19 protein-coding genes and 1 tRNA gene are annotated in these 20,069 nt (G+C 55.0%); 12 read left to right on the top strand and 8 right to left on the bottom strand.

The window, feature by feature from the left end; all coding sequences use genetic code 11:
• Positions 1-80: 80 nt before the first annotated feature.
• Positions 81-1,169, bottom strand: coding sequence for a tricarboxylate transporter (locus tag AC2TEL_RS19730; RefSeq protein ID WP_480906408.1), 1,089 nt, complete (start codon positions 1,167-1,169; stop codon positions 81-83).
• 139 nt (positions 1,170-1,308) lie between these two features.
• On the opposite strand from AC2TEL_RS19730, the gene AC2TEL_RS19735 reads away from it, so the two are divergent.
• Positions 1,309-1,977 (top strand): response regulator transcription factor, encoded by a 669-nt coding sequence (locus AC2TEL_RS19735; protein WP_480844365.1) that lies wholly within the window; start codon positions 1,309-1,311, stop codon positions 1,975-1,977.
• On the top strand, positions 1,974-3,341 hold the full coding sequence (locus AC2TEL_RS19740; RefSeq protein ID WP_480906410.1) for a sensor histidine kinase: 1,368 nt from the start codon (positions 1,974-1,976) through the stop codon (positions 3,339-3,341). The genes AC2TEL_RS19735 and AC2TEL_RS19740 overlap by 4 nt, the downstream gene beginning before the upstream one ends.
• Before the next feature lie 358 nt (positions 3,342-3,699).
• Here AC2TEL_RS19740 and AC2TEL_RS19745 read toward each other — a convergent pair whose 3' ends face one another.
• Positions 3,700-4,764, bottom strand: a complete 1,065-nt coding sequence (locus AC2TEL_RS19745; RefSeq protein ID WP_480906413.1) for a zinc ABC transporter substrate-binding protein — start codon at positions 4,762-4,764, stop codon at positions 3,700-3,702.
• Between the two features lie 587 nt (positions 4,765-5,351).
• On the bottom strand, positions 5,352-6,098 hold the full coding sequence (locus AC2TEL_RS19750) for an IclR family transcriptional regulator (protein WP_480906416.1): 747 nt from the start codon (positions 6,096-6,098) through the stop codon (positions 5,352-5,354).
• Between the two features lie 216 nt (positions 6,099-6,314).
• On the opposite strand from AC2TEL_RS19750, the gene AC2TEL_RS19755 reads away from it, so the two are divergent.
• The 10 genes from AC2TEL_RS19755 to kce all read left to right on the top strand — a co-directional run bounded on the left by AC2TEL_RS19755 (position 6,315) and on the right by kce (position 14,921).
• Positions 6,315-7,151 carry a cyclase family protein gene (locus tag AC2TEL_RS19755; RefSeq protein WP_480844369.1) on the top strand — a complete coding sequence of 279 codons (837 nt, stop codon included), beginning with the start codon at positions 6,315-6,317 and terminating at the stop codon, positions 7,149-7,151.
• A gap of 65 nt (positions 7,152-7,216) precedes the next feature.
• Entirely contained in the window at positions 7,217-7,561 is a 345-nt protein-coding gene (locus AC2TEL_RS19760; protein WP_480906418.1) for a cupin domain-containing protein, read from the top strand.
• Between the two features lie 11 nt (positions 7,562-7,572).
• Entirely contained in the window at positions 7,573-8,358 is a 786-nt protein-coding gene (locus tag AC2TEL_RS19765; RefSeq protein ID WP_480906421.1) for an SDR family NAD(P)-dependent oxidoreductase, read from the top strand.
• Between the two features lie 3 nt (positions 8,359-8,361).
• Entirely contained in the window at positions 8,362-9,285 is a 924-nt protein-coding gene (locus AC2TEL_RS19770) for a 3-hydroxyacyl-CoA dehydrogenase family protein (protein WP_480906424.1), read from the top strand.
• A gap of 43 nt (positions 9,286-9,328) precedes the next feature.
• Positions 9,329-10,609, top strand: coding sequence for an ABC transporter substrate-binding protein (locus tag AC2TEL_RS19775; protein ID WP_480906426.1), 1,281 nt, complete (start codon positions 9,329-9,331; stop codon positions 10,607-10,609).
• Between the two features lie 50 nt (positions 10,610-10,659).
• On the top strand, positions 10,660-11,388 hold the full coding sequence (locus tag AC2TEL_RS19780) for an ABC transporter ATP-binding protein (protein WP_480906429.1): 729 nt from the start codon (positions 10,660-10,662) through the stop codon (positions 11,386-11,388).
• Entirely contained in the window at positions 11,381-12,088 is a 708-nt protein-coding gene (locus AC2TEL_RS19785; RefSeq protein ID WP_170560663.1) for an ABC transporter ATP-binding protein, read from the top strand. The genes AC2TEL_RS19780 and AC2TEL_RS19785 overlap by 8 nt, the downstream gene beginning before the upstream one ends.
• Before the next feature lies 1 nt (position 12,089).
• Complete coding sequence (locus tag AC2TEL_RS19790; RefSeq protein WP_480906432.1) at positions 12,090-12,953, top strand: branched-chain amino acid ABC transporter permease; 864 nt, start codon at positions 12,090-12,092, stop codon at positions 12,951-12,953.
• Positions 12,950-13,978, top strand: coding sequence for a branched-chain amino acid ABC transporter permease (locus AC2TEL_RS19795; RefSeq protein ID WP_480906434.1), 1,029 nt, complete (start codon positions 12,950-12,952; stop codon positions 13,976-13,978). Before AC2TEL_RS19790 ends, AC2TEL_RS19795 begins: the two co-directional genes overlap by 4 nt.
• A 4-nt stretch (positions 13,979-13,982) precedes the next feature.
• Positions 13,983-14,921, top strand: a complete 939-nt coding sequence (kce, locus tag AC2TEL_RS19800) for a 3,5-dioxohexanoate:acetyl-CoA acetone transferase (RefSeq protein ID WP_480906437.1) — start codon at positions 13,983-13,985, stop codon at positions 14,919-14,921.
• 89 nt (positions 14,922-15,010) lie between these two features.
• Here kce and AC2TEL_RS19805 read toward each other — a convergent pair whose 3' ends face one another.
• From AC2TEL_RS19805 to AC2TEL_RS19825, 5 genes are all read right to left on the bottom strand, one after another.
• A complete protein-coding gene (locus AC2TEL_RS19805) occupies positions 15,011-15,412 on the bottom strand; it encodes a transposase (protein WP_480906506.1) in 402 nt (133 codons plus the stop codon).
• A gap of 528 nt (positions 15,413-15,940) precedes the next feature.
• A complete protein-coding gene (locus AC2TEL_RS19810; RefSeq protein WP_480906439.1) occupies positions 15,941-16,840 on the bottom strand; it encodes a toll/interleukin-1 receptor domain-containing protein in 900 nt (299 codons plus the stop codon).
• 267 nt (positions 16,841-17,107) lie between these two features.
• Positions 17,108-17,184, bottom strand: a tRNA-Arg gene (locus AC2TEL_RS19815).
• Positions 17,185-17,248: 64 nt separating this feature from the next.
• The gene (locus tag AC2TEL_RS19820; protein ID WP_480844379.1) at positions 17,249-18,631 is read right to left on the bottom strand and encodes an ATP-binding protein; all 1,383 of its coding nucleotides are present in this window, start codon (positions 18,629-18,631) and stop codon (positions 17,249-17,251) included.
• Between the two features lie 19 nt (positions 18,632-18,650).
• Entirely contained in the window at positions 18,651-20,069 is a 1,419-nt protein-coding gene (locus tag AC2TEL_RS19825) for a dihydrolipoyl dehydrogenase family protein (protein WP_480906442.1), read from the bottom strand.

Genomic DNA, 20,069 nt, shown 5'->3' on the forward strand with positions numbered 1-20,069 from the left:
GCGGCCGCCTTTCATTTAATCTTGGTAGAAGTCAAAAAGCGCGGCCCTAGCGTTGAGGGCGCGCGCTGCGAGTCGTCGGCCTAGTTCAGCTCGACGCCGTAGGCTTCTTTCAGCCAGTTCAGGACGTATTGCTTGGCATTGTCGTCCACATTCGTTGCGGTCTGTAGTGCAGCCTTCGAGCCATCGCCGACAAAGACCGGATACTTGCCAACTCGCTTGGATGAAATTTCGGCAAAATCCGGCCGCTCGGTCACAGCCTGGAAGGCTGCGGTATAGGTGTCCACGACCTCCTGCGGGGTATCGCCGGGAAGGAAGGCGAGCTTCTGAACCGGGAAGCCCGCGACAAAGAACGCTTTCCACGCATCCCAGGCCTCGCCATTGGTTTCACATCCATCGGTCGCTTCGCAGACCTCTTTGAAGGTCGGGATATCCGGGAAGGTGGGGTCGCGTACGATATTGCCATCAGCATCCAACGCACCCCAGGTCATCATCGGAACGGCCTGACCCGCCTCAACCAATGGCGCCGAGCCCCCCAGATAACCGGAAGACGTCTGATAATCGATATTGGCCTCGCCGCGCTCGAACATCAGGCGGCCATCGCCGCGGCCCTTGATGCCGAACACCGGCTCGACATTCATGCCCAGCATCTGCCAGGCCAGCAGTGGCACCAGGTCCAGGCGGGTTGCGCCCTGCGAGCCGTAGATGAAATTAGTGTCCTTCAGCGCGTTGGCAGACCCGTCAAACTTGGCGCCATCTTCTGCGTTCAAGTAAGCGACTCCGCCGGTTCCCGAAGCCATGACCGGAATCCAATCATTGTATTCGTAGCGCACACGTGGATCGCTCAGCAGGTACGGAAACTGGGTCGAACCCGATGTACCGAACAGAAGCGTGCCATCATCGTGGCTCTGCTCTTGGAACCAGTTCGCGCCTTTGGTAGACCCCGCGCCGGGCATGAACTTCACCACGACGGTCGGCTGACCCGGCAGCGCTTCGGACAGTAGCGGTGCAAAGAAGTTGGCCCACTTGGCAGAGCCACCCGTTTCCGAAAACGGGATCACCCATTCGATGGTCTTGCCCGAGAAATCGACCTCGGCTGTGGCGGGCGCGGCGATGCCGGCGGCGGCGATCAGCCCCACGACAGCGCGACGGGTAAAGTTGGATACGGTCATTGGATCCTCCCTGTTGACCAGACAACCACGAAGGCGCCTCTCGCACCACCATGATCGCAAATAGAACTGTGGGGTTGATTCCCCCTCCCATCTGGCAATCATGAAGGGCCAACCTTGCGCGAAACTTGCAGGAGATCTGATGCGGATCGTTATCGTCGAAGATAATGAAACTCTCGCCAACGCCATTGCCTACCGCCTGCGTGATCGTGGCCATGCAGCGGACGTGTTGACCGATGGCGATGCGGCAGAATTGTATCTTGAACAGGAAGGCGCGGATCTGATCGTTCTGGATATCAATCTGCCCGGTCGGTCGGGGCTTGAAATCTTGCGAGCCCTGCGCGGCCGAGGTGACGGTGCGCCTGTAATTCTTCTGACGGCCCGCTCGGAAACTCGCGACAGGGTCACAGGTTTGGACATGGGTGCCGATGACTATCTGGTCAAACCGTTTGAGATGGACGAGCTGGAGGCGCGCATACGCGCACTTTCAAGGCGCAAACAGCTGGACTATGGCGAGAAAGAAACGATTGGTCGTCTGGAGTTCGACCGAGGAGCGCGTCAGGTCAGCGTACAAGGGAAAATTCTCGATGTGCCGCGCAGGGAAATGGCGGTGCTGGAATGCCTGTTGGAGCGGCGGGGAAGGATCGTGCCCAAGGGTCAGCTGACCGATTACGTCTATGGCGTTGGTGCAGACGTGGACGACTCGGCCGTTGAACCCCACGTGTCGCGTTTGCGCAAGCGGCTTCAGGATCTTGGCATCGCCATCAAGACCGCACGAGGGCTGGGATATTTGCTTGAGGTGCAAAAGTGATCCAGCACAGCTCGCTCCGGCTCCGGCTGTTTCTTTTGATCCTGACACCGCTTGTCGTGCTGGCTGTATTGCTTGGGGTCTGGCGATTTGCCGTCGCTCAACGCACTGCGCAGGAACTGTTTGATGACAGTCTCCTGTCCGCAGGTCTGGCGATTTCCAGAGACGTCGCCATTTCCGGCGGTGACGCGCTGTCACCTTCGACGCGAAGCTTTATCCGTGATGCGTCCGGAGGCGAGATATTCTACCACGTTACAGGACCCGGCGGCATCTATGTGACGGGGTATGCATATCCTCCGTCCCCGGGCGCAATTACCCACGAAGACCCTTACAAACCGCACTTTTTTGAGGCCATCTATCGCAACGAACCCGTTCGTGTTCTCAGAATGACCGAGCGTGTGACACTGGAAAACCTGGTAGGTGACGCAACCGTGACGGCCTGGCAACTGATGGCTGACCGCAATTCGTTTGCCAATCAATTGTCTGTGCGCGCAGCGATCCTTATGGGCATCCTGCTTGTCACGCTGGCTCTGGTCGTCTGGTTCGGAGTTGCGCGAGGTCTGCGACCGTTGCTTGACTTACAGGACGCGATCGCCCTGCGATCAGCGGACGACCTTAGCGAGATCAAGCGCCCCGTACCGATTGAAGTGCAGGGCATAGTCAGAACGCTGAACCGGCTTTTTGGCCAAGTCGAACGTAGTATCAGCGCCCATCAGACCTTTATTTCTGAAGCGGCGCATCAGTTGCGAAACCCCGCCGCAGCCGTGCAGTCAATGGCCGAAGCGCTTCGGGATGCGAAAACCGACGATGACAAGGAGCAACGAATACTGGAACTGGTGACGGCTGCCAAAAATTCGGCAACCGTGGCGGAACAATTGTTGTCGCTTGAACGTCTTAGGCACCCGACGCATCAGGAACAAATGGGCGATTGCGATTTCCGATCGGTTGTCGAAGAGGCCTGCGCCGAGATGGGCGTTCACATCCTTGCAAAAGGGATCGAGTTCGATGTCACGATGCCTGACACAAGCGTCATGGTGTCCGGCGATCGGGTGTTTCTGGGCGAGGCAATCAAAAACCTGTTGGACAATTCCCTCAAACATGGCGGGGATAAGTTGAGCAGAATTTCCGTTACTCTGCGCTGCAGTGATGACTCGGTGCTGTTAACTGTGTCTGATGACGGCAAGGGACTTACACCTGACCAGAGCGATGTGGCATTCGGGCGGTTTTCGCAACTGGAACATTCCGAGGGAAGCGGGCTGGGGCTTTCGATCGTCTCCGCCGTCGCACAGCGCCACGGTGGACAGGTTTCCATCAACAACGCCGAAAGCGGAGCAAGCCTCACACTTGAACTCCCAATCGTGACGTAACTTGTTCTTGGCAATTTGTTGAGCGCTTCAGAGATCGGGATCCGACAGCAACACTGAATCTCGAAGTATTTTGTGTCTTCGTTTCATGCGCTCGTGCCCCTCAGGGCAGTTGCTTCAATCGGTCTCGAAATCCCTTTCGAAGTTTGCCCGAGATCAAGTGCCATCGGATATTTCGACCTTGTCGAAGATCTGGATGTGCGGCGCGGTGCCCGTGTCGATCAAGCGACGCAGGAGCACTCAACCTGTGTGCGTCAGGGACAACGCTGTCACTGGGAACACGAGCACTGGCAAACTGCATTGCCCCTGACGGCGTTAAGCCCTGCCTGCGCTTTAACTTCGGCTGGGCTAACTAAGCAGATCAAAGGCACCCGGCCAATGTTTTGGCCATGTTGCGGATGACTTGCGGGTAGAGGGTCACGCCGGGCTCAAGATCAGACCCGAGAGGGTCAATCACAGCGGTATTGGCGTCGGTCCCCCCCAGAACGGTGTCAATAATTCCCGGATTGAACTGAGGTTCAGCCAAAACGCAATCAATGCCTTCTTCGCGAATGCGCCCCTGTATCTCTGCGATGCGTGCCGGGCTGGGGTCGGTTGCATCACCGATTGAAATCGCGCCCGAGGCCGGAAAGTCGAATGCGTCTTCGAAATACTGATAGGCGTCATGAAACACGATGAAGCTGCGGCCACGAACCGGTTCAAGTGTTTCGGCAACCTCGGCGGACAGCGCAGCCATTTCTTCACGCGCGGCGGCAGAGTTGGCAAAATAAGCACCCGCATTATCCGGGTCAGCGGCCGACAACTGCGCCGCGATCAGGTTCAGCCAGGTTTCAGCGTTTACCGGTGACAGCCAAGCATGCGGGTCATGTGCGCCGTGAGCGTGTCCATCGTGTTCGGCATGGTCGTCATGATCGTGGTCATCGTGTTCGGAATGATCATGTTCGTCTTCATGCGCGTGCTCGCCTTCCTCGGCATGCTCATCACCATGGTCATGATCGTCGTGACCCTCGTCTTCAGCATGGTCGTCGTGACCGTGGTCGCCTTCATCTCCATGGTCATGCGCCTCGAACAACGCATTTTCACGGAAATCAAGAAGAACAGTGCCGTCCGATTCCAGCAGGGTCGTGACAGTCGCCCCTTCGGCGAGAGTCTGGACTGCGCCTTCCATCCACGGCGTCAGATCTTCGCCCAGCCAGAAAACCAGATCAGCCTCCTGCAGGGCTGCGGCCTCCGAAGGGCGCAGGTTGTACTCATGTGGCGACGCACCCGGAGGAACAATCAGATCAGGTGTGCCGACACCGTCCATTACCCGTGCTACCAAAGAATGAACCGGCGCTATGTCGACAGCGACGTTGGGAACATCCGCGATTGCCGTCCCACCGATCAGTGCAGCCGAGATCGATATTGGAAGGAGATTTCTGGCCATCGGATCCTCTGTGTGATTTTATAACGTTACGAGCGGCATATATGATATGGAATAACATGACAAGAGAGGCATATACCAATCCGTCGGGGAGGCGCGTCCGTTTGGCAATCACAAACAAGACCACAAAAAAACGTTGAGACCGCCTGCGCCCCTGCCGACGGCAAGACTATTTCTGACATTGACTCACTCCCAACCGCGTTCGCCACGTGGCAGATCAGCGGGCTCTGTCGCCCGCGGCATCTGATAAGCATATCAGATCCAATTTTTCGGAAAGGAAGTCTGGATCGATGAAACAAGTCTGGGCACCGGATGAAGGAAGAGAGGCACAAATGGTTAAGTTCTGCCATTTGATGACAATTAGGCAATTCTTTGTGTCAATTGGCGTTTTGTTTCGCACTGGTTTTGCCATTTGCGGCTCGAAGGTTTTCCTTCGTTTCAGAGAAACCAAATTGCGACGATGTTCTCGTGTGAAACACCTTTTGGGAAATATTCCAATCTACCGGATGCTCTTAGCGGAACAATTCTGCCTCGGCCGAGCGCATGCGTTGGACTTCAAGAACCAGCTTTCCGTTTTTGTGTACATCCCGTTACCTAAAGGTTTTGTGGATATTGGCGGAAGTTTCAATCAGCGATTTCTCGATTGTGGCTCTTTGCTTTGCAAATCTGGTCGTAGGTACTGGGATAGAGATTGCGTGCAGATCTCCTACCCAGTCGGTGAATGAAAAACCAATTGCTGACACGCCGACTGAGTGCTCTTCCAGGTCGTATGCAAGACCCTGTTTGCGGATAATGTCCAATTCAGTCAAAAATTCATCCAGGTTTCTCTGAACACCGTTTCTATCCCACTCGTTTTTTATAAGCTTGATGGATTCCTCCGGTTTGAGTTGTGCTAAGCAGGCCTTGCCGTTTGCAGTCGTCGTGAGCGGGAAAACCTCCCCGACTTGAGAAACAGTAGTCAGCCGGTAAATGCCGGGGACTTGATCCAAGAAAACCATACCAATACCGCGCATAACGGCGAGGTCCGTCGTTTCTCCGGTTTTCTGGGTCAGTTCAGTCAATAGAAGCCGACAGTGTTCGACAATATTGTAGTGCGCTGCGTCTGCGAGAATGCTCAGTTCAGGACCCAATCGCAAACCGCCACCATTCGCGTCAGCAATAACAAGCTTTTCTTCCGCCAGGGCGCTTGTGATTCTCTGTACCGTAGAGCGGGGCAAGTCGACGCGTTCGGCGATTTTCCCCAAGCTCATTCCGGATTGGCTTTCCTTCAAGACGCGCAGAATCGAAGCCGCTCGCGAAATAACCTGAATTCCACCTTTTTCATTTTTTTCAGACACTTGAGCTATCCTCACGCTTCTTGTTACCACCGCATACCGGCATCAAGTATTCAGTCACATTGTATCGCGATGCGGTGCAAGTCAACCGTATTATGAGTTTTAAGTTGACCGCATTGCGGTGCGCATGCATCATGATACGGGACAGGTGGGAAGGCCACCCAGACAAACGAAAATCGAACAACGCTGCATCACCGGCGAACAGAGGAGATATGCCCGATGGTTGAAATCCGCGGCATCGAATTCCAGGGCAACACCGAAAACGACATGGGGCTGGAGTTCTACAACCTGAGCCACAGATACGGGTTTCAGTGTCCGAATTGGCCCTACTTCAAAGACGTTCAGATCGACCGAAAACACTATATGGCCAAGTCCGGCGTTCTGTCGCAGACGATTACCACTACCATGCACGTGACCACGCATATAGATGCACCGGCGCATGTTGTTCAGGGAACGCCGTTCATCGACGAGGTACCGCTGCCGCACTTCTTCGGTTCTGGCCTGGTCGTTTCGGTACCCAAAAAGAAGTGGGAACAGATTACTGGAGATGATCTCGAGAAGGCTTGCGGGCACGCGATCCGCAAAGGTGATGTTCTGATCATCAATACCGGTTGGCACAAGCAGTACGAAGATGGTGACTACTTTGCCTACTGCCCAGGTCTTGTTCCCTCGGCCGCCGAGTGGATGATCGAAAAGGGTGTGAAAGTCGTCGGGCATGACACCCAGGCAAACGATCATCCGCTGGCCACGGCCATTGGCCCACAGCGAAACGGTCCGATAATGCCCCATCTGGAGAAAGAATATCTTGAATGGTCGGGTGGAACCCCGTGGGAAGTTGATTTCCCTGAGTGGGAGCCGGTACACAACATGCTGTTCTCCAAAGGTATTCTGGGTATCGAAAATGTCGGCGGGGATCTGGATAAGGTGACCGGCAAGCGTTGCACATTCGCGTTTTTCCCGTGGAATTGGGATCGTGGCGACGGTTGCATCATCCGCTTGGTTGCGATGATCGACAAAAACCAATCCTACCGAATCGAAGCTGGCAAAGAGTTCTGAACACTCACGGACCGGTCGTCGGTATTCCGGCGGCCGCCATTTCAACAACCCGATCGGAGACGGACATGCATCTGAAGCGGTTTCAAGACGCCCAACCCTATGAAGCACCGAACCACTTTGGGTGCCATGGGCTTCGTTTGCAGGGGTTTGAAGAATATGGGCCGAAAAATCAGTGGATTGGTTTCAGTCAGTTCCTGCCGAACGGCGGTGCTGGACCAGATTCTACCCCGTTCGAGAAAGTCTACGTTGTTCTGGAGGGTGAAATGACTGTCATCGTTAATGACACCGAAACCACCCTTGGCCCCATGGACAGCTGCACAATCGCACCGGGCGAAGTGCGCAAAATTGAAAACCGCGCGAACAACACCTGCAAAATGCTGGTGGTCATTCCGTATCCACCAGAAAGCTAAGGACGAAATGAATGTCTGATCCACTCAAGATGTTTGACGTAAAAGGTGATGTCGCACTGATCACCGGAGCTTCGGGAGCGTTCGGAATGGTAGCTGCACGCGTCCTGGCCGGGGCAGGTTGCAACCTCGTTCTGGCAGCGGGCAACCAAGACGCGCTCGATAAGATTGCCACAGAGTGCGAAGAGCTTGGCGCGACCGTCGTTGCAATAAACACGCGCCCCACAGATGAGGCGTCTTGTGATGCATTGGTCGACGAAGCCGTCAACAGCTTTGGTAAGCTCGATATTCTCGTTGTTGCGTCCGGCATGAACAAAGTCGCGCCGATCAACGAAATGACGCCAGAGACCTTCGATGCAGTGATGGACACCAACGTGAACCAAAGCTGGCTTTTGGCACGCGCGGCGGCGGCGCACATGAAGCAAAGCAAATACGGCAAGATCATTTTCGTCAGTTCTGCTCGTAGTATCCTGGGCCACCCAGCCGGTTACACGGCATATTGCGCGTCAAAGGCTGCAGTAAACGGGATAACCAAAGCCTTGGGATGTGAGCTGGGTCCAACTGGGATCACCGTCAACGCGATCGCGCCGACGGTATTCCGTTCGCCTTTGACGGCCTGGATGTTCGAAGACACCGACGAAGCCAAGGCTGTGCGCGATGGCTTCCTGACCCGCGTTCCCAAAGGACGACTGGGCGAGCCTGAAGACCTGGCCGGTCCGCTCCTGTTTCTCGCGTCGCGGGCATCTGATTTTTACACCGGGCATATCCTTCATGCCGACGGCGGATATACGGCGGGTTAAAGAATGGTGCGCAAGAAGCAGCAGATAGCGGTAATTGGCGCGGGTCTTATGGGGCACGGTATCGCCCTGACCTTGGCAAAAGCAGGTCAATATGTCGCCATCACAGATCCCGTTGAAGAGGCACGAGCCACCGTGTCTGACCGCATCCGCGTTAGCATGGCCGCGATGGGGGACGACGAGATCGCAATCACAAAAACCCTCAAGATGATTGAAATCTTTGCGACGACGGAAGGTGTAGTTAAAAGTGCCGACGCTGTGTTCGAAGCGGCACCGGAAAAGCTGGAGCTAAAGCAAGCGATTTTTGCTGAGATTGAAGCGCACGCACCAGAGACCTGCATTCTCGCGTCGAATACTTCGGTCATGCCGATCACTCAGATTATGTCTGGGCTGCGGTTGAAAAACCGAGCACTCGGAACACATTGGTGGAACCCGCCGCACATGATCCCGCTGGTCGAAGTCATTAAGACCGAGTGGACAGACCCTGAGGTCGCGCAGACGATGTTCGATCTGTTGGAAGATGCCGGGAAGACTCCGGTGATGGTCGAGAAGGATGTGCCTGGCTTTATTGGCAATCGCCTTCAGCATGCGCTGTGGCGAGAAGCGGTTAGTCTGGTGGAAAATGGGATCTGTGACGCGGAAGCTGTTGATACTGTGATCAAGTCCAGCTTTGGGCGGCGATTGGCGGTCCTCGGTCCGCTTGAAAACGCTGATATGGTGGGCACCGACCTGACGCTCGATATTCACGAAAACGTACTGCACGATCTTGAGGCGCATAAGGGACCTTCTTCCTATCTCAAGTCGCTTGTCGATGCAGGTAAGCTTGGAATGAAATCCGGCGAAGGTTTCAGAACATGGGCCGAGGGCGAGGCGGATCAGGTTCGCCAGCGCGTCGCGACACATCTGAAAAATCTCGAGAAGACTTTGTAAGATCAATCAAACACTGGCGGGAGGCCGGTGAAGGGAGGACGCAATGACAAGGACTTTCAAAACGGCCACGAGGCGCAGTTTTATTGCCGGCGCTACGGCGGCAATCGCTGCTCCGGCCATCCTCCGGGCAACGCGTGCCTATGCCGCAAACCCGACGCTAAGGATTGGCAATGTCAGCCCGCGTACCGGTCCATTGGCTGGTTTCGCTGAGGCCGACGAGTACGTGCTTCAAGCCATACAGCAGGTCTTTTCGGCCGGGTTGGACAACAATGGAAAGACCTGGAATGTCGAGATCATTTCAAAAGACAGCCAGTCCAACCCGAACCGAGCAGCCGAGGTCGCGGCAGATCTGATCTTGGGTGATGAAGTTGATATCATCGTGGCGGCGTCAACTCCGGACACGGTGAATCCCGTCGCTGATCAGGCAGAGATCAATGAAGTTCCCTGTATCACAACCGACTGCCCATGGCAGCCTTATTTCTTTGGCCGCAATGGTGTTCCGGGAGAGGGTTTTGAAACGACCTATCACTTCTTCTGGGGTTTGGAGGATGTGATCGCAGCGTTCCTCGACATGTGGGACAAAACGGGCGTGACCAAGACTGTGGGCGGTCTTTTCCCCAACGATGCTGATGGTAATGCTTGGGGTGATGCGGAACTGGGCATGCCTAAACCGCTTGCTGCCGCCGGGTACACGCTCACCGATCCCGGTCGCTATCAGCCTCTGTCCGACGATTTCTCAAACCAGATCGCAGCATTCAAGGCTGCTGGCTGCGAAATCGTCACTGGCAATATGATCCCACCGGACTTCGCGACATTCTGGAGCCAAGCTGCCCAGCAAGGGTTCAACCCGAAGGTCGTTACCATTGGTAAAGCATTGCTGTTCCCATCGGTCATTGAATCGCTGGGCGACCGTGGTGACGGGTTGTCGACCGAGGTCTGGTGGTCTCCACACCATCCTTTCTCGTCCTCACTCACCGGCATTTCTTCGAAAGACCTTGCTGAAGGTTATACGGCAGAGTCAGGCCGTCCTTGGACTCAACCCCTTGGCTTTAAACACGCGCTGTTCGAGGTCGTCGCGGATGTCATCAAACGGGCGGATGATCTGGAAGACCCGTCTTCGATCATTTCCGCAATCACGTCCACGAACCTAAACACAATCGTCGGACCGGTGAACTGGGGTGATGGACCCATGAACAATGTCACCAAAACTCCGCTGGTCGGCGGTCAGTGGCAAAAGTCCGGCGACGGGTATGAGTTGCAGATCGTTGCAAACAGCACCGCGCCCGAAGTTCCGGTCACGGCAGATATGAAGCTATTGGGCTGACTAGACGTTCGGCGCCGATCTTGGCGCCGAACCCTCTATCCGAGAGAAGCATGACGACAATCTTGAGACTCCAAGACCTGAGCAAGGCATTTGGCGCGGTCACTGTAGCCGATGCTATGAGCTATGAGGTCCAGCAAGGCGAAGCACTCGGGGTAATCGGCCCCAACGGCGCTGGCAAAACTTCGATGTTCAATCTGATCACTGGGACGCTCAAATCCAATTCCGGGGTGATAGAATTCAATGGGCAGAACGTTACAAAGTGGAGCGCCGCAAGGCGTAGCCATGCAGGCATCGCGCGTTCTTTTCAGGTCCCGCAGCCGTTTTCGGGAATGACCGTTTTCGAAAACGCAATGATCGCCGCCACGCAGTCGGCCGGCTTGCATGGGCATCAGGCTGAGCGCTTTTGCCTGGAGGTTCTGGACCAAACGGAGCTGCTGCCCAAGGCAAACGTTCTAGCAGGCAGCCTGACACTGCTGGAACGGAAACGCTTGGAACTGACACGCGCGCTCTGCGCCAAACCCAAACTGCTGCTGTTGGATGAGATTGCCGGTGGTTTGACCGAAGCTGAGTGCAAATCACTGGTTCAGACCATCAACGACATCCACGCCTCTGGCGTCACCATAATCTGGATCGAACATGTTGTGCACGCCCTGCTGGCCGTCGTGGATCGTCTGATCGTCATCGACTTCGGAAAGAAGATCGCCGAGGGCGAGCCGCAGGCAATCATGGAAAGCGCTGAAGTCAAAGAAATCTATCTGGGGATCGAAGCCGATGCCTGATCCCATTCTTCAAACACGCGGCTTAAATTCTTACTACGGTGATTTCCAAGCGCTCTACGATGTCGAATTGGACGTTGGCGAAGGCGAAGTTCTTGCCATCATCGGTGCAAACGGCGCAGGCAAGACGACCCTGATGCGATCTATCACCGGGCTGCTGACGAACGGACCGGATCAGATTCACTACCGGGGTCAGGATATCAGCCGCCTTCGCGCAGACCAGGTTGCAGAGCTTGGCTTGGCGATGGTCCCAGAGGGTCGTCAATTGTTCCCCTCTTTGTCAGTCAAAGAAAACCTTATGATCGGGGCTCAAGTTGGTCGAGCGGGCCCTTGGGATTTGAAAGCCGTCTATGATCTATTCCCGATCCTTGAAGAGCGAAAAGATCAGGCCTCTACATCGCTGTCGGGCGGTCAACAGCAGATGGTCGCCATCGGGCGCGCATTGATGGCCAATCCCGATCTGATCCTCTTCGATGAAATCAGCCTCGGGCTCGCGCCGATCATCATTAAAGACATCTACGAGGCTCTGCCCGGCATCATCGGTGAGGGCATGAGTGCGATTATCGTCGAGCAGGACATAACCAAGGCACTGTCGGTCTCGAGCCGGGTCTACTGCCTGCAGGAGGGGCGCGTTTCGCTGGAAAGCGCGTCTGACACCGTTTCGCGTGAAGACATTTCACGCGCGTATTTCGGGATCGAATAATATGGATTGGCTGAACGCTATCGTGCAGGGCACTTTGTTGGGTGGGTTATACGCGCTGTTTGCCGCGGGTCTGTCGTTGATCTTTGGGGTCATGCGGCTCGTCAATATCGCCCATGGCGATTTGATCGTGCTGGCCGCGTACCTCGGGCTGACCGTGACGACCGCGACGGGGATGCACCCGATGGCCGCGTTGGTGATTGTCGTTCCCGCTATGGCGCTGATTGGGTATGCCCTTCAACGCGGCCTACTGAACCAAACTCTGGGCGACGATATTCTTCCACCGCTGCTTGTGACCTTCGGACTGAGTGTTATTATCCAGAACGGGTTGCTGGAGGTCTACACGGCCGACCCGCAAACATTGAATGCTGGTGCGCTGGAAACAGCCAGCGTTGCAGTGGGCGGAGTGACCCTTGGGATCTTACCGCTACTGACCTTCGGGATCGCCATCGCTGTGATCTGGGGGCTGCAATGGACCTTTTATCACACCGCGCTTGGTCGCGCATTTCGGGCTGTTTCCGACAATCAAGACATCGCCCAGCTTATGGGCCTCAATCGCCGGCACATCTTTGGGCTGTCCATGGCTCTGGCGCTGGGCGTGACAGCAATCGCCGGTATCCTGCTTGGCATTCGGACAAGCTTTGATCCTTCCATTGGCGGGGGCCGCCTGATCTTTGGCTTTGAGGCCGTTATCATCGGTGGGCTTGGCAACCTTTGGGGTACATTAATTGGCGGCGTTATCCTTGGCGTCGCGCAAACCATTGGAGCCAAGATTGATCCGGGCTGGCAAGTGCTTGCGGGACATATCGCTTTCCTTGTCATTCTTGCCGTTCGCCCGAACGGCCTCTTCCCGAGGGTTTCCGGATGAACCTGCAGGACTACTCTGTTTCTCGATCGTCTAAAGCAGCACGAGTTGCCGCGATCCTTGCCGCAATCGGTTTGCTTGTTCTAATTGCAGCGCCCTGGTGGGCAGGCCGCGCCGACATGCGCCTGATGGGAGAGCTGTTTCTTTACCTGTCCCTGGCCACTCTCTGGAACCTCATGGCGGGTTATGCTGGTCTCGTCTCTGTTGGTCAGCAAGCCTATGTGGGCTTTGGCGGCTATATGCTCTTTGCACTTACGATGCTGGGTGGGCGGAACCCATTGGTTGCTATTGCAGCCGCAGGCGTGCTGGGGGCTTTGATCTCGATCCCGGTGGCTGTTCTGATCTTCAGGCTTCGAGGCGCTTATTTTGCCATAGGTACCTGGGTCATCGCTGAAGTCTTTCGGCTGAGCTTCGCGCAAATCTCAGCGCTTGGTGGGGGTTCAGGATCTTCGCTGCCCGTTGCCATCGTCAAATCTCTGGCGTCCGGGCGCGCGATGCGTGAGGCGCTGAGCTATTGGCTGGCGCTCGGAGCTGCTGTGCTGGTTGTGACTGCCGTGTATCTCTTCCTGCGCTCGCGCCAAGGTTTGGCGCTGACGTCAATTCGCGACAATGAACTGGCCGCCGGAAGCCTCGGCATCGATATTTGGCGCACAAAGTTCATCGTATATGTCGTCACGTCGGCGTTTACGGCAATGATCGGAGCGCTCATCTTCCTGCAAAAGCTGCGCATCTCGCCGGATGCGGCGTTCAGCGTTAATGACTGGACTGCTTTCGTTATCTTCATCGTTGTGATCGGCGGCATCGGCACAATCGAAGGACCGATTATCGGTACGCTCGTCTTCTTCGCTCTGCGCGAAACGCTGGCCGACCTCGGAACAACTTACCTGATCGTACTCGGCGTGGTTGCGATTGTCGTCATGCTCAAGGCACCGAAAGGCATCTGGGGCGTGATCCGTAGCCGTTATGACCTGCAACTATTCCCGCTGGGCTATCGCGTGAAGCACATCAGACAATCCAAGGAAAACTGAACTCATGGCCCGTCAGAAAAAGACCATCATAACATGTGCTGTAACAGGAGCGATCCACACACCAACCATGTCGGATGCACTTCCGTACACCTATGATGACATCGCGCGGCAGGCGGTTAAGGCCGCAGAGGCCGGAGCGTCGATCCTGCATCTTCATGCACGCAATCCCGAGAATGGTTCTCCATCGGTTGACCCGAACGACTTCGCACCTTTCTTGCCGCGCATCAAACAGGCCACCGACGCAGTTGTGAATCTATCGACCGGTGGATCGCTGACACTATCCATTCAAGACCGGATCAACCCGGCCAAGACTTTCAGCCCAGAAATGTGCTCGATGAATATGGGTTCGATGAACTTCTCGTTTCACCCATTGGCCAACCGATACGGCGATGACGATTGGAAATTTAATTGGGAGAAAGACTATGTCGCGAACTCTGATCAGAACATCTTTCGCAATACGTTCCGAGACATTCGCGAGGCGGCGGAAACGTTGGCACCGCATGACATAAAATTCGAACACGAATGCTACGATGTTGGCCACTTGTATAACCTGAAATTCTGCATGGATATCGGGTTGTTCAAGGCACCAATCTTCATTCAGTTCATCTTTGGAATCCTCGGTGGTATCGGATCTGAGGTCGACAATCTGGTCTTTATGAAACGCACGGCAGACCGTCTGTTTGGCGATGATTACCGGTGGTCGGTCTTAGGGGCAGGTGGAGCTCAGATGTCGCTTGCCACGACGGCCAGTCAGATGGGCGGCAACCTTCGCGTCGGTCTTGAAGACAGCCTGTTCATTTCTCGCGGCCAACTGGCCGAGAGCAATGCGCAACAGGTGTCCAAAATCCGGCGTATAGTTGAGGATTTGGGTAACCAGATCGCAACACCAGATGAGGCAAGGGAAATCCTGGAATTGAAAGGAGGAGATCGGGTCGCGTTCTAGTACGGTCGTCTCTTACACCTGAAAGCCCAAACACTCGAATGGGAATTCCAAAGTCAAGGCTACATCAATCCACAGGTGTTTAAGTATGGTTAGGTTACGTTGACAAATGGCAAAGCCACAGGCGGATTGACGCAATGTCGACGTAGCCAAGAAATTTTCTGCTGTTTTTTTCGTAACGTGTCGCGACGCGGCGTGCATTCTTCAGCTTGTTCAAGCATCTCAATCAGGTTCCACAGTCGATACAGTGGGCAATCAATGCCAACACGCTTCTTTCGCGACTTCCGCTTGGGAAATACCGTTTGGATGCTTCGGCAACGCATATCGTCGCGGCTACTGTCAGCATCGTAACCTTTGTCAGCCAGCAGCAATAAGGGTTCCGGCGGATTGTCGTTCATGATGAAATCGAAGCCGGGATAATCGGACGTCTGGCCGGGCATGATGTCGGTTCTCATCGGCGGACCGGCGGCATGAACCCGAAGGTGGATCTTGATCGTGAAGCTACCTTTTGAACGGCCAAGGCCGTGTCGAGGAGGCCGCCATTAGCGACCGCTGCCTGATGATGGGCACGAACCACCGTGCTGTCGACCATTTACGGGGCGTCGGGGACAATCCAGCTCTCGATCAGCCCCGCTAGTATCTTGTCCCATACCTGTTGTGCGAGACTCGCTAAGAACGGCGCTACATCGCATCAACTGATGACATGGTAGGGCCATGAATCTCTGGATGAAGCTGAACGCTACACCAAATAAGCGGACAAGAAACGGATATTGTCTGTGGATGGTTCAGGAATAAAAAGTTCAGGTCGCAAATATCTGAACAAAATTGACCTGTAAGTATTTTGTTTTAGGGAAGTTTTTACCAAGTGGCGGACCGAGGATCTTTCCACACCCTACTTATTCGTTTTTATTTTCAATATATTACATGATTCTCAGGTAGAAAATGTTGCGGGATTTGTTGCGGGATCGAATCGAGCGAGTTTACAAATAGCAAGGCAACGCCAACGAATTAGGACTTCCGAATTAAAACGGGATTTCTGACTCCGCCTTGGCAACCTCTGGCGACGCCTCTCGATTTGCAATCAACCTATCTATCCGCTCCGGAACGCCCCAAGAGTACTTGATCTGCTCATTCTGACCAACTGCTTCTCTCAATCTCGTTGAGTAGATGTCCTTCCATGTAGATAGAGCCTCGACCTGTTCGCAGTTTGTCTTGGCGTCGGCAAATGATCCACTTTTGCAGAATTTTGCGATTACTGCATCAGATGCTTTGTCTGTGGTTTTTGGATGTTTTTTGTAGGCTTCCCAAAATTCCTTCGCGATCTCTGGTACACTCTTTCCCTTCCCATTGAAGGCTTGCTTCTTTCCAAACAAACCATAAGGCGCAACATCGAGCCTCACAGAAAAAACCGGAGCGCCTCGCCCTAGCGCAAAACCCACTTCTTGATCTGTCCAAGTGCTTTCGCTGAAACCGTCGTGGAGTAGAGCAACAAGCGCATCACACTCACGTAGTGCACGTTCAATCTCAGCCTGCCATTCCGCATCTGGTTCGATGTCTTCATGCGCTACAAAGCAGTTGGCACCAAACTTGGCCATCTCTGCCTGTAGTTCCGAAGCAAAGACTTTATGCTTCGCTAGATGTGAGATGAAAATGTATAGACACTCTTGGTCGTTTGAGACAGCTGGCTCGACATGCTTTCGTGTCGTTTCGATTATTCCAAAGTGTTTCGCTAGCTGGCTAAGAGCGTCATCAGCGATGCCTTTGAACATGTTCAGGACATACGAGTATTTGTCGCCACTCCATTGATCTTGTGTCTTGGCGCCAAATTCATCCAGAGTAAGGTCGATTTCTGCCCACTCCAACTCATCAAGTTTTTCGGCAATAGATTTCTTTAAAGTCAGTTTTTCAGATGGGCTAAGCATTCTTCTTACACGGTAATTAGGCTTCAAACTTTCAATTAGATTTACGTGAAAAACTCATGACGTCGATAGGAGTTTTGTGCGGCAAAACGCAACGGCCTTTGAGAGTGGCCAGATTACCTTTCGCCTTAGAGACTGACAAATTGTTGCGGGAAATGTTGCGGGATTTTCAATGTTGCGGGATTGCCTAAATTTTAAGTAGCAATTTCCAGATTAACTATATGATTTTATTGCAGTTTTCCAACAATGCCACTTTTTTAAGCAGAAAAGTGGCGGACCGAGGAGGATTCGAACCCCCGACCCCTTGATTCGTAGTCAAGTACTCTATCCAGCTGAGCTATCGGTCCGCGTTGGTGAGGCGCTATGTAGACCCGGCGCAGGGTGCGTGCAAGCTGATTCTGAAAAAAATCTTCAAAAAGTCCTGTCTCCGCGCGGAAGCCTTATTTCAAAGGTCGTTCCCTGCGGCCCCGTGTCTTTCAGAACCAGATCGCCACCATGTCCGCGGACCAGTTCCTGCGAAATGGCGAGACCTAGACCAGATCCTCCTTTGCGCACGCCACCCTGAAACGGGGTAAACAGGTTTTCCTTCGCTTTAGGAGGAAGGCCCGGCCCCGTATCGCTGACTTCCATGCACCATTCGTTTTCCGTTTCAGACGCGCTCACCACCACCCTGCCCGGCTGACCGGACGCGACCAATGCCTGCCGGGCGTTGCGGACGAGGTTCAGAATAACCCGAAACAGTTGTTCAGGATCAGCCCGTGCCACAAGGTCCTGCGGAACGTCGTTCACAATTTCAACACAGGCGTCGGCAATCGCGAGCTGCTCGCTGGCGACCACATCCTCGGCCACGTCATGCAGTTTCACCATTGTCAGCGTCGGTGGCGGTTCTTCGGCCCGGCCGAAGGCCAAAGTGCTTTCACACAAGGACACCGCCCGCGTGATGGAGTTAACCAGTTTCGGCGCCATCCGCCGCACCAAAGGATCGTCACTTGCCTCGATCCTGTCGGTAAACAATTGGGCCGACGTCAGTATGTTCCGAAGATCATGACTGACCTTGGCAACAGCGCCGCCCAATTGGGCGAGCCTTTCACGCTGCTTCAATGCCTGCGTCAAATCCGTTTGCAGCATCTGCAACGCCTCTTCGGCTTCACGCAGTTCCGTAATCCTGGAATTCGGCGAGATGATGCCCCGCGCGTCTTCAGGCGCGCTGGCATAACGCTGCATGTAACCGACAACGCTTTTGATCGGACGCACCAGCACGACGCGCACTGCCAAAAACAAGAAGGACGCGGTAATGACCGAAATCACCAGCGACAGGCCCAGAATCCGCAACCCGTAGTCCGTCATCGCCATGCGCAAAGGATCGCTGTCCATCGTGACTTCGATCAACAGCCCGGCGTCCTTGACCGGTGCGCCAATGACGCGAATGACTTCATTGCCAGGGGAGAACAGGCGCGAAGTCGCGTCGCGGATCAGAACCCAGGCACTTGCATCGCGCAGATCATAGGTTTGCGTGATCTGATCCGGGATTGGCGAGGACAGCATGAGCTGCCGCACTTCGTCTCGCCGCAGCACCACGTTATAGACGCCCGCATTGGCCAGCAACTCGGCCTCGAGATCATCGGCCAGCATGTCATCTGCCAGCAACGCCAGTGAGGCGATCTGGGCGCGCTCCAGCCGGTTCAGCAGGAAATCTTCGCGAAAACGCGCAATCGACGGGACAAAAATCAAGACTTCGGCCAACATCACGAAGACCGTCGTCAGGATCAGGAACCGGCCGGACAGCGAGTTCAATTGGCGCTCCTTTTCTTGATCAGGGGATCCAGCGCTGGACGAACCTGACCACTCGTTTAACCATTTGATTCTCAAACAGCCTTGGCGAGAAATAAGCACCCGCCACCCGTTTGTTAAGCTCTCCGATCGTCGGATAAGGGGATACCATCGCGGCGATCTGAGACATTTTCAGGTTATTGGCCAAGGCCAGCGACCACAAGTTGATCAGTTCCCCGGCCTGATGACCTACGATTGTGGCACCCACAGGCCGACCCTTTACAACCATGACCTTAATGAACCCTTTCGTCTTTCGCTCGGTCACAGCACGGTCATTATGGTGATAGTCGAACCGAGCGACCTCCATCCTGTCGCCATGCTGATCGCGGGCTTGCGCCTCGGTCAGACCAACCTGTGCCAGTTCCGGGTCGGTATAGGTCGCCCAGGGGATATGTGCGGTTTTGGCTTTGGATGGCAGACCAAACAGCGCCGACCGGATGAGAACTCCAGCCTGATACCCGGCCACGTGGGTGAATTGCATACCGCCTGCGACATCTCCGATCGCATAAACACGTTGGTTTGAGGTGCGCAGGCTATCATCGGTTTTGATACCGGTGCGGGTCTGCTCGATGCCAGCGGCCTCAAGGTTCAGATTGCCGACATTGGCCGCGCGGCCGACGGCCAGAAGCAAGTGCGTACCGGAGAATATCTGGCCGTTGTCCGTTACCACTTCAATCGCGCCTTTTTTGCCGCGAATCTGGGCCACCATCGCGTCTTCATGGATCTCGACGCCCTCGGTCCGCAGGGCTTCCAGTACAATTTCCGCAGCCTCGGAGTCGTCTTTGCCCAACGCTTTCAGGCCTTCGATTACGGTAACCCTGCAGCCCAGCCGCGCGTGGGTCTGCGCCATTTCCATGCCGATGGGACCGCCACCAATGATCAGCAGATGCCCGGGCTTGTCGCGCAGATCGAAGATCGTCTCATTGGTGAAATAAGGAACCTGATCCAGCCCCGGCAGTGGCGGAACCAATGGCGAGGATCCGGTGGCCACAACGATCCGGCGCGCGGTGATCAGGTTATCCCCTGCCTTCACCTGCGTCTGCGACACAAACGACCCGTATTCCCGAATTACCCGAACACCAAAGCTCTCGAACCGCTCCTGACTGTCCATCGGTTCGATCTGGGCGATTACATCATGCACGTGATCCTTGGCGGCGGCATAGTCCACGTTCGGATCGACATCCGCCACGCCATAGAGGGATGCGTGGGACTGCGCGTGCGCCGCCTTGCCGCTGGCGATCAGGGCTTTGGAGGGAACGCAGCCGAAGTTCAGGCAGTCGCCGCCCATTCTGTGCCCTTCCAGCAGGGTGACATCCGCTCCCATCTGGCTGGCCCCCGCGGCGACAGACAAACCGCCTGACCCGGCTCCGATCACCAGGATATCGGTTTTCAGCTCCTGCAT

The sequence above is a fragment of the Ruegeria sp. HKCCD9138 genome, from assembly GCF_057220975.1.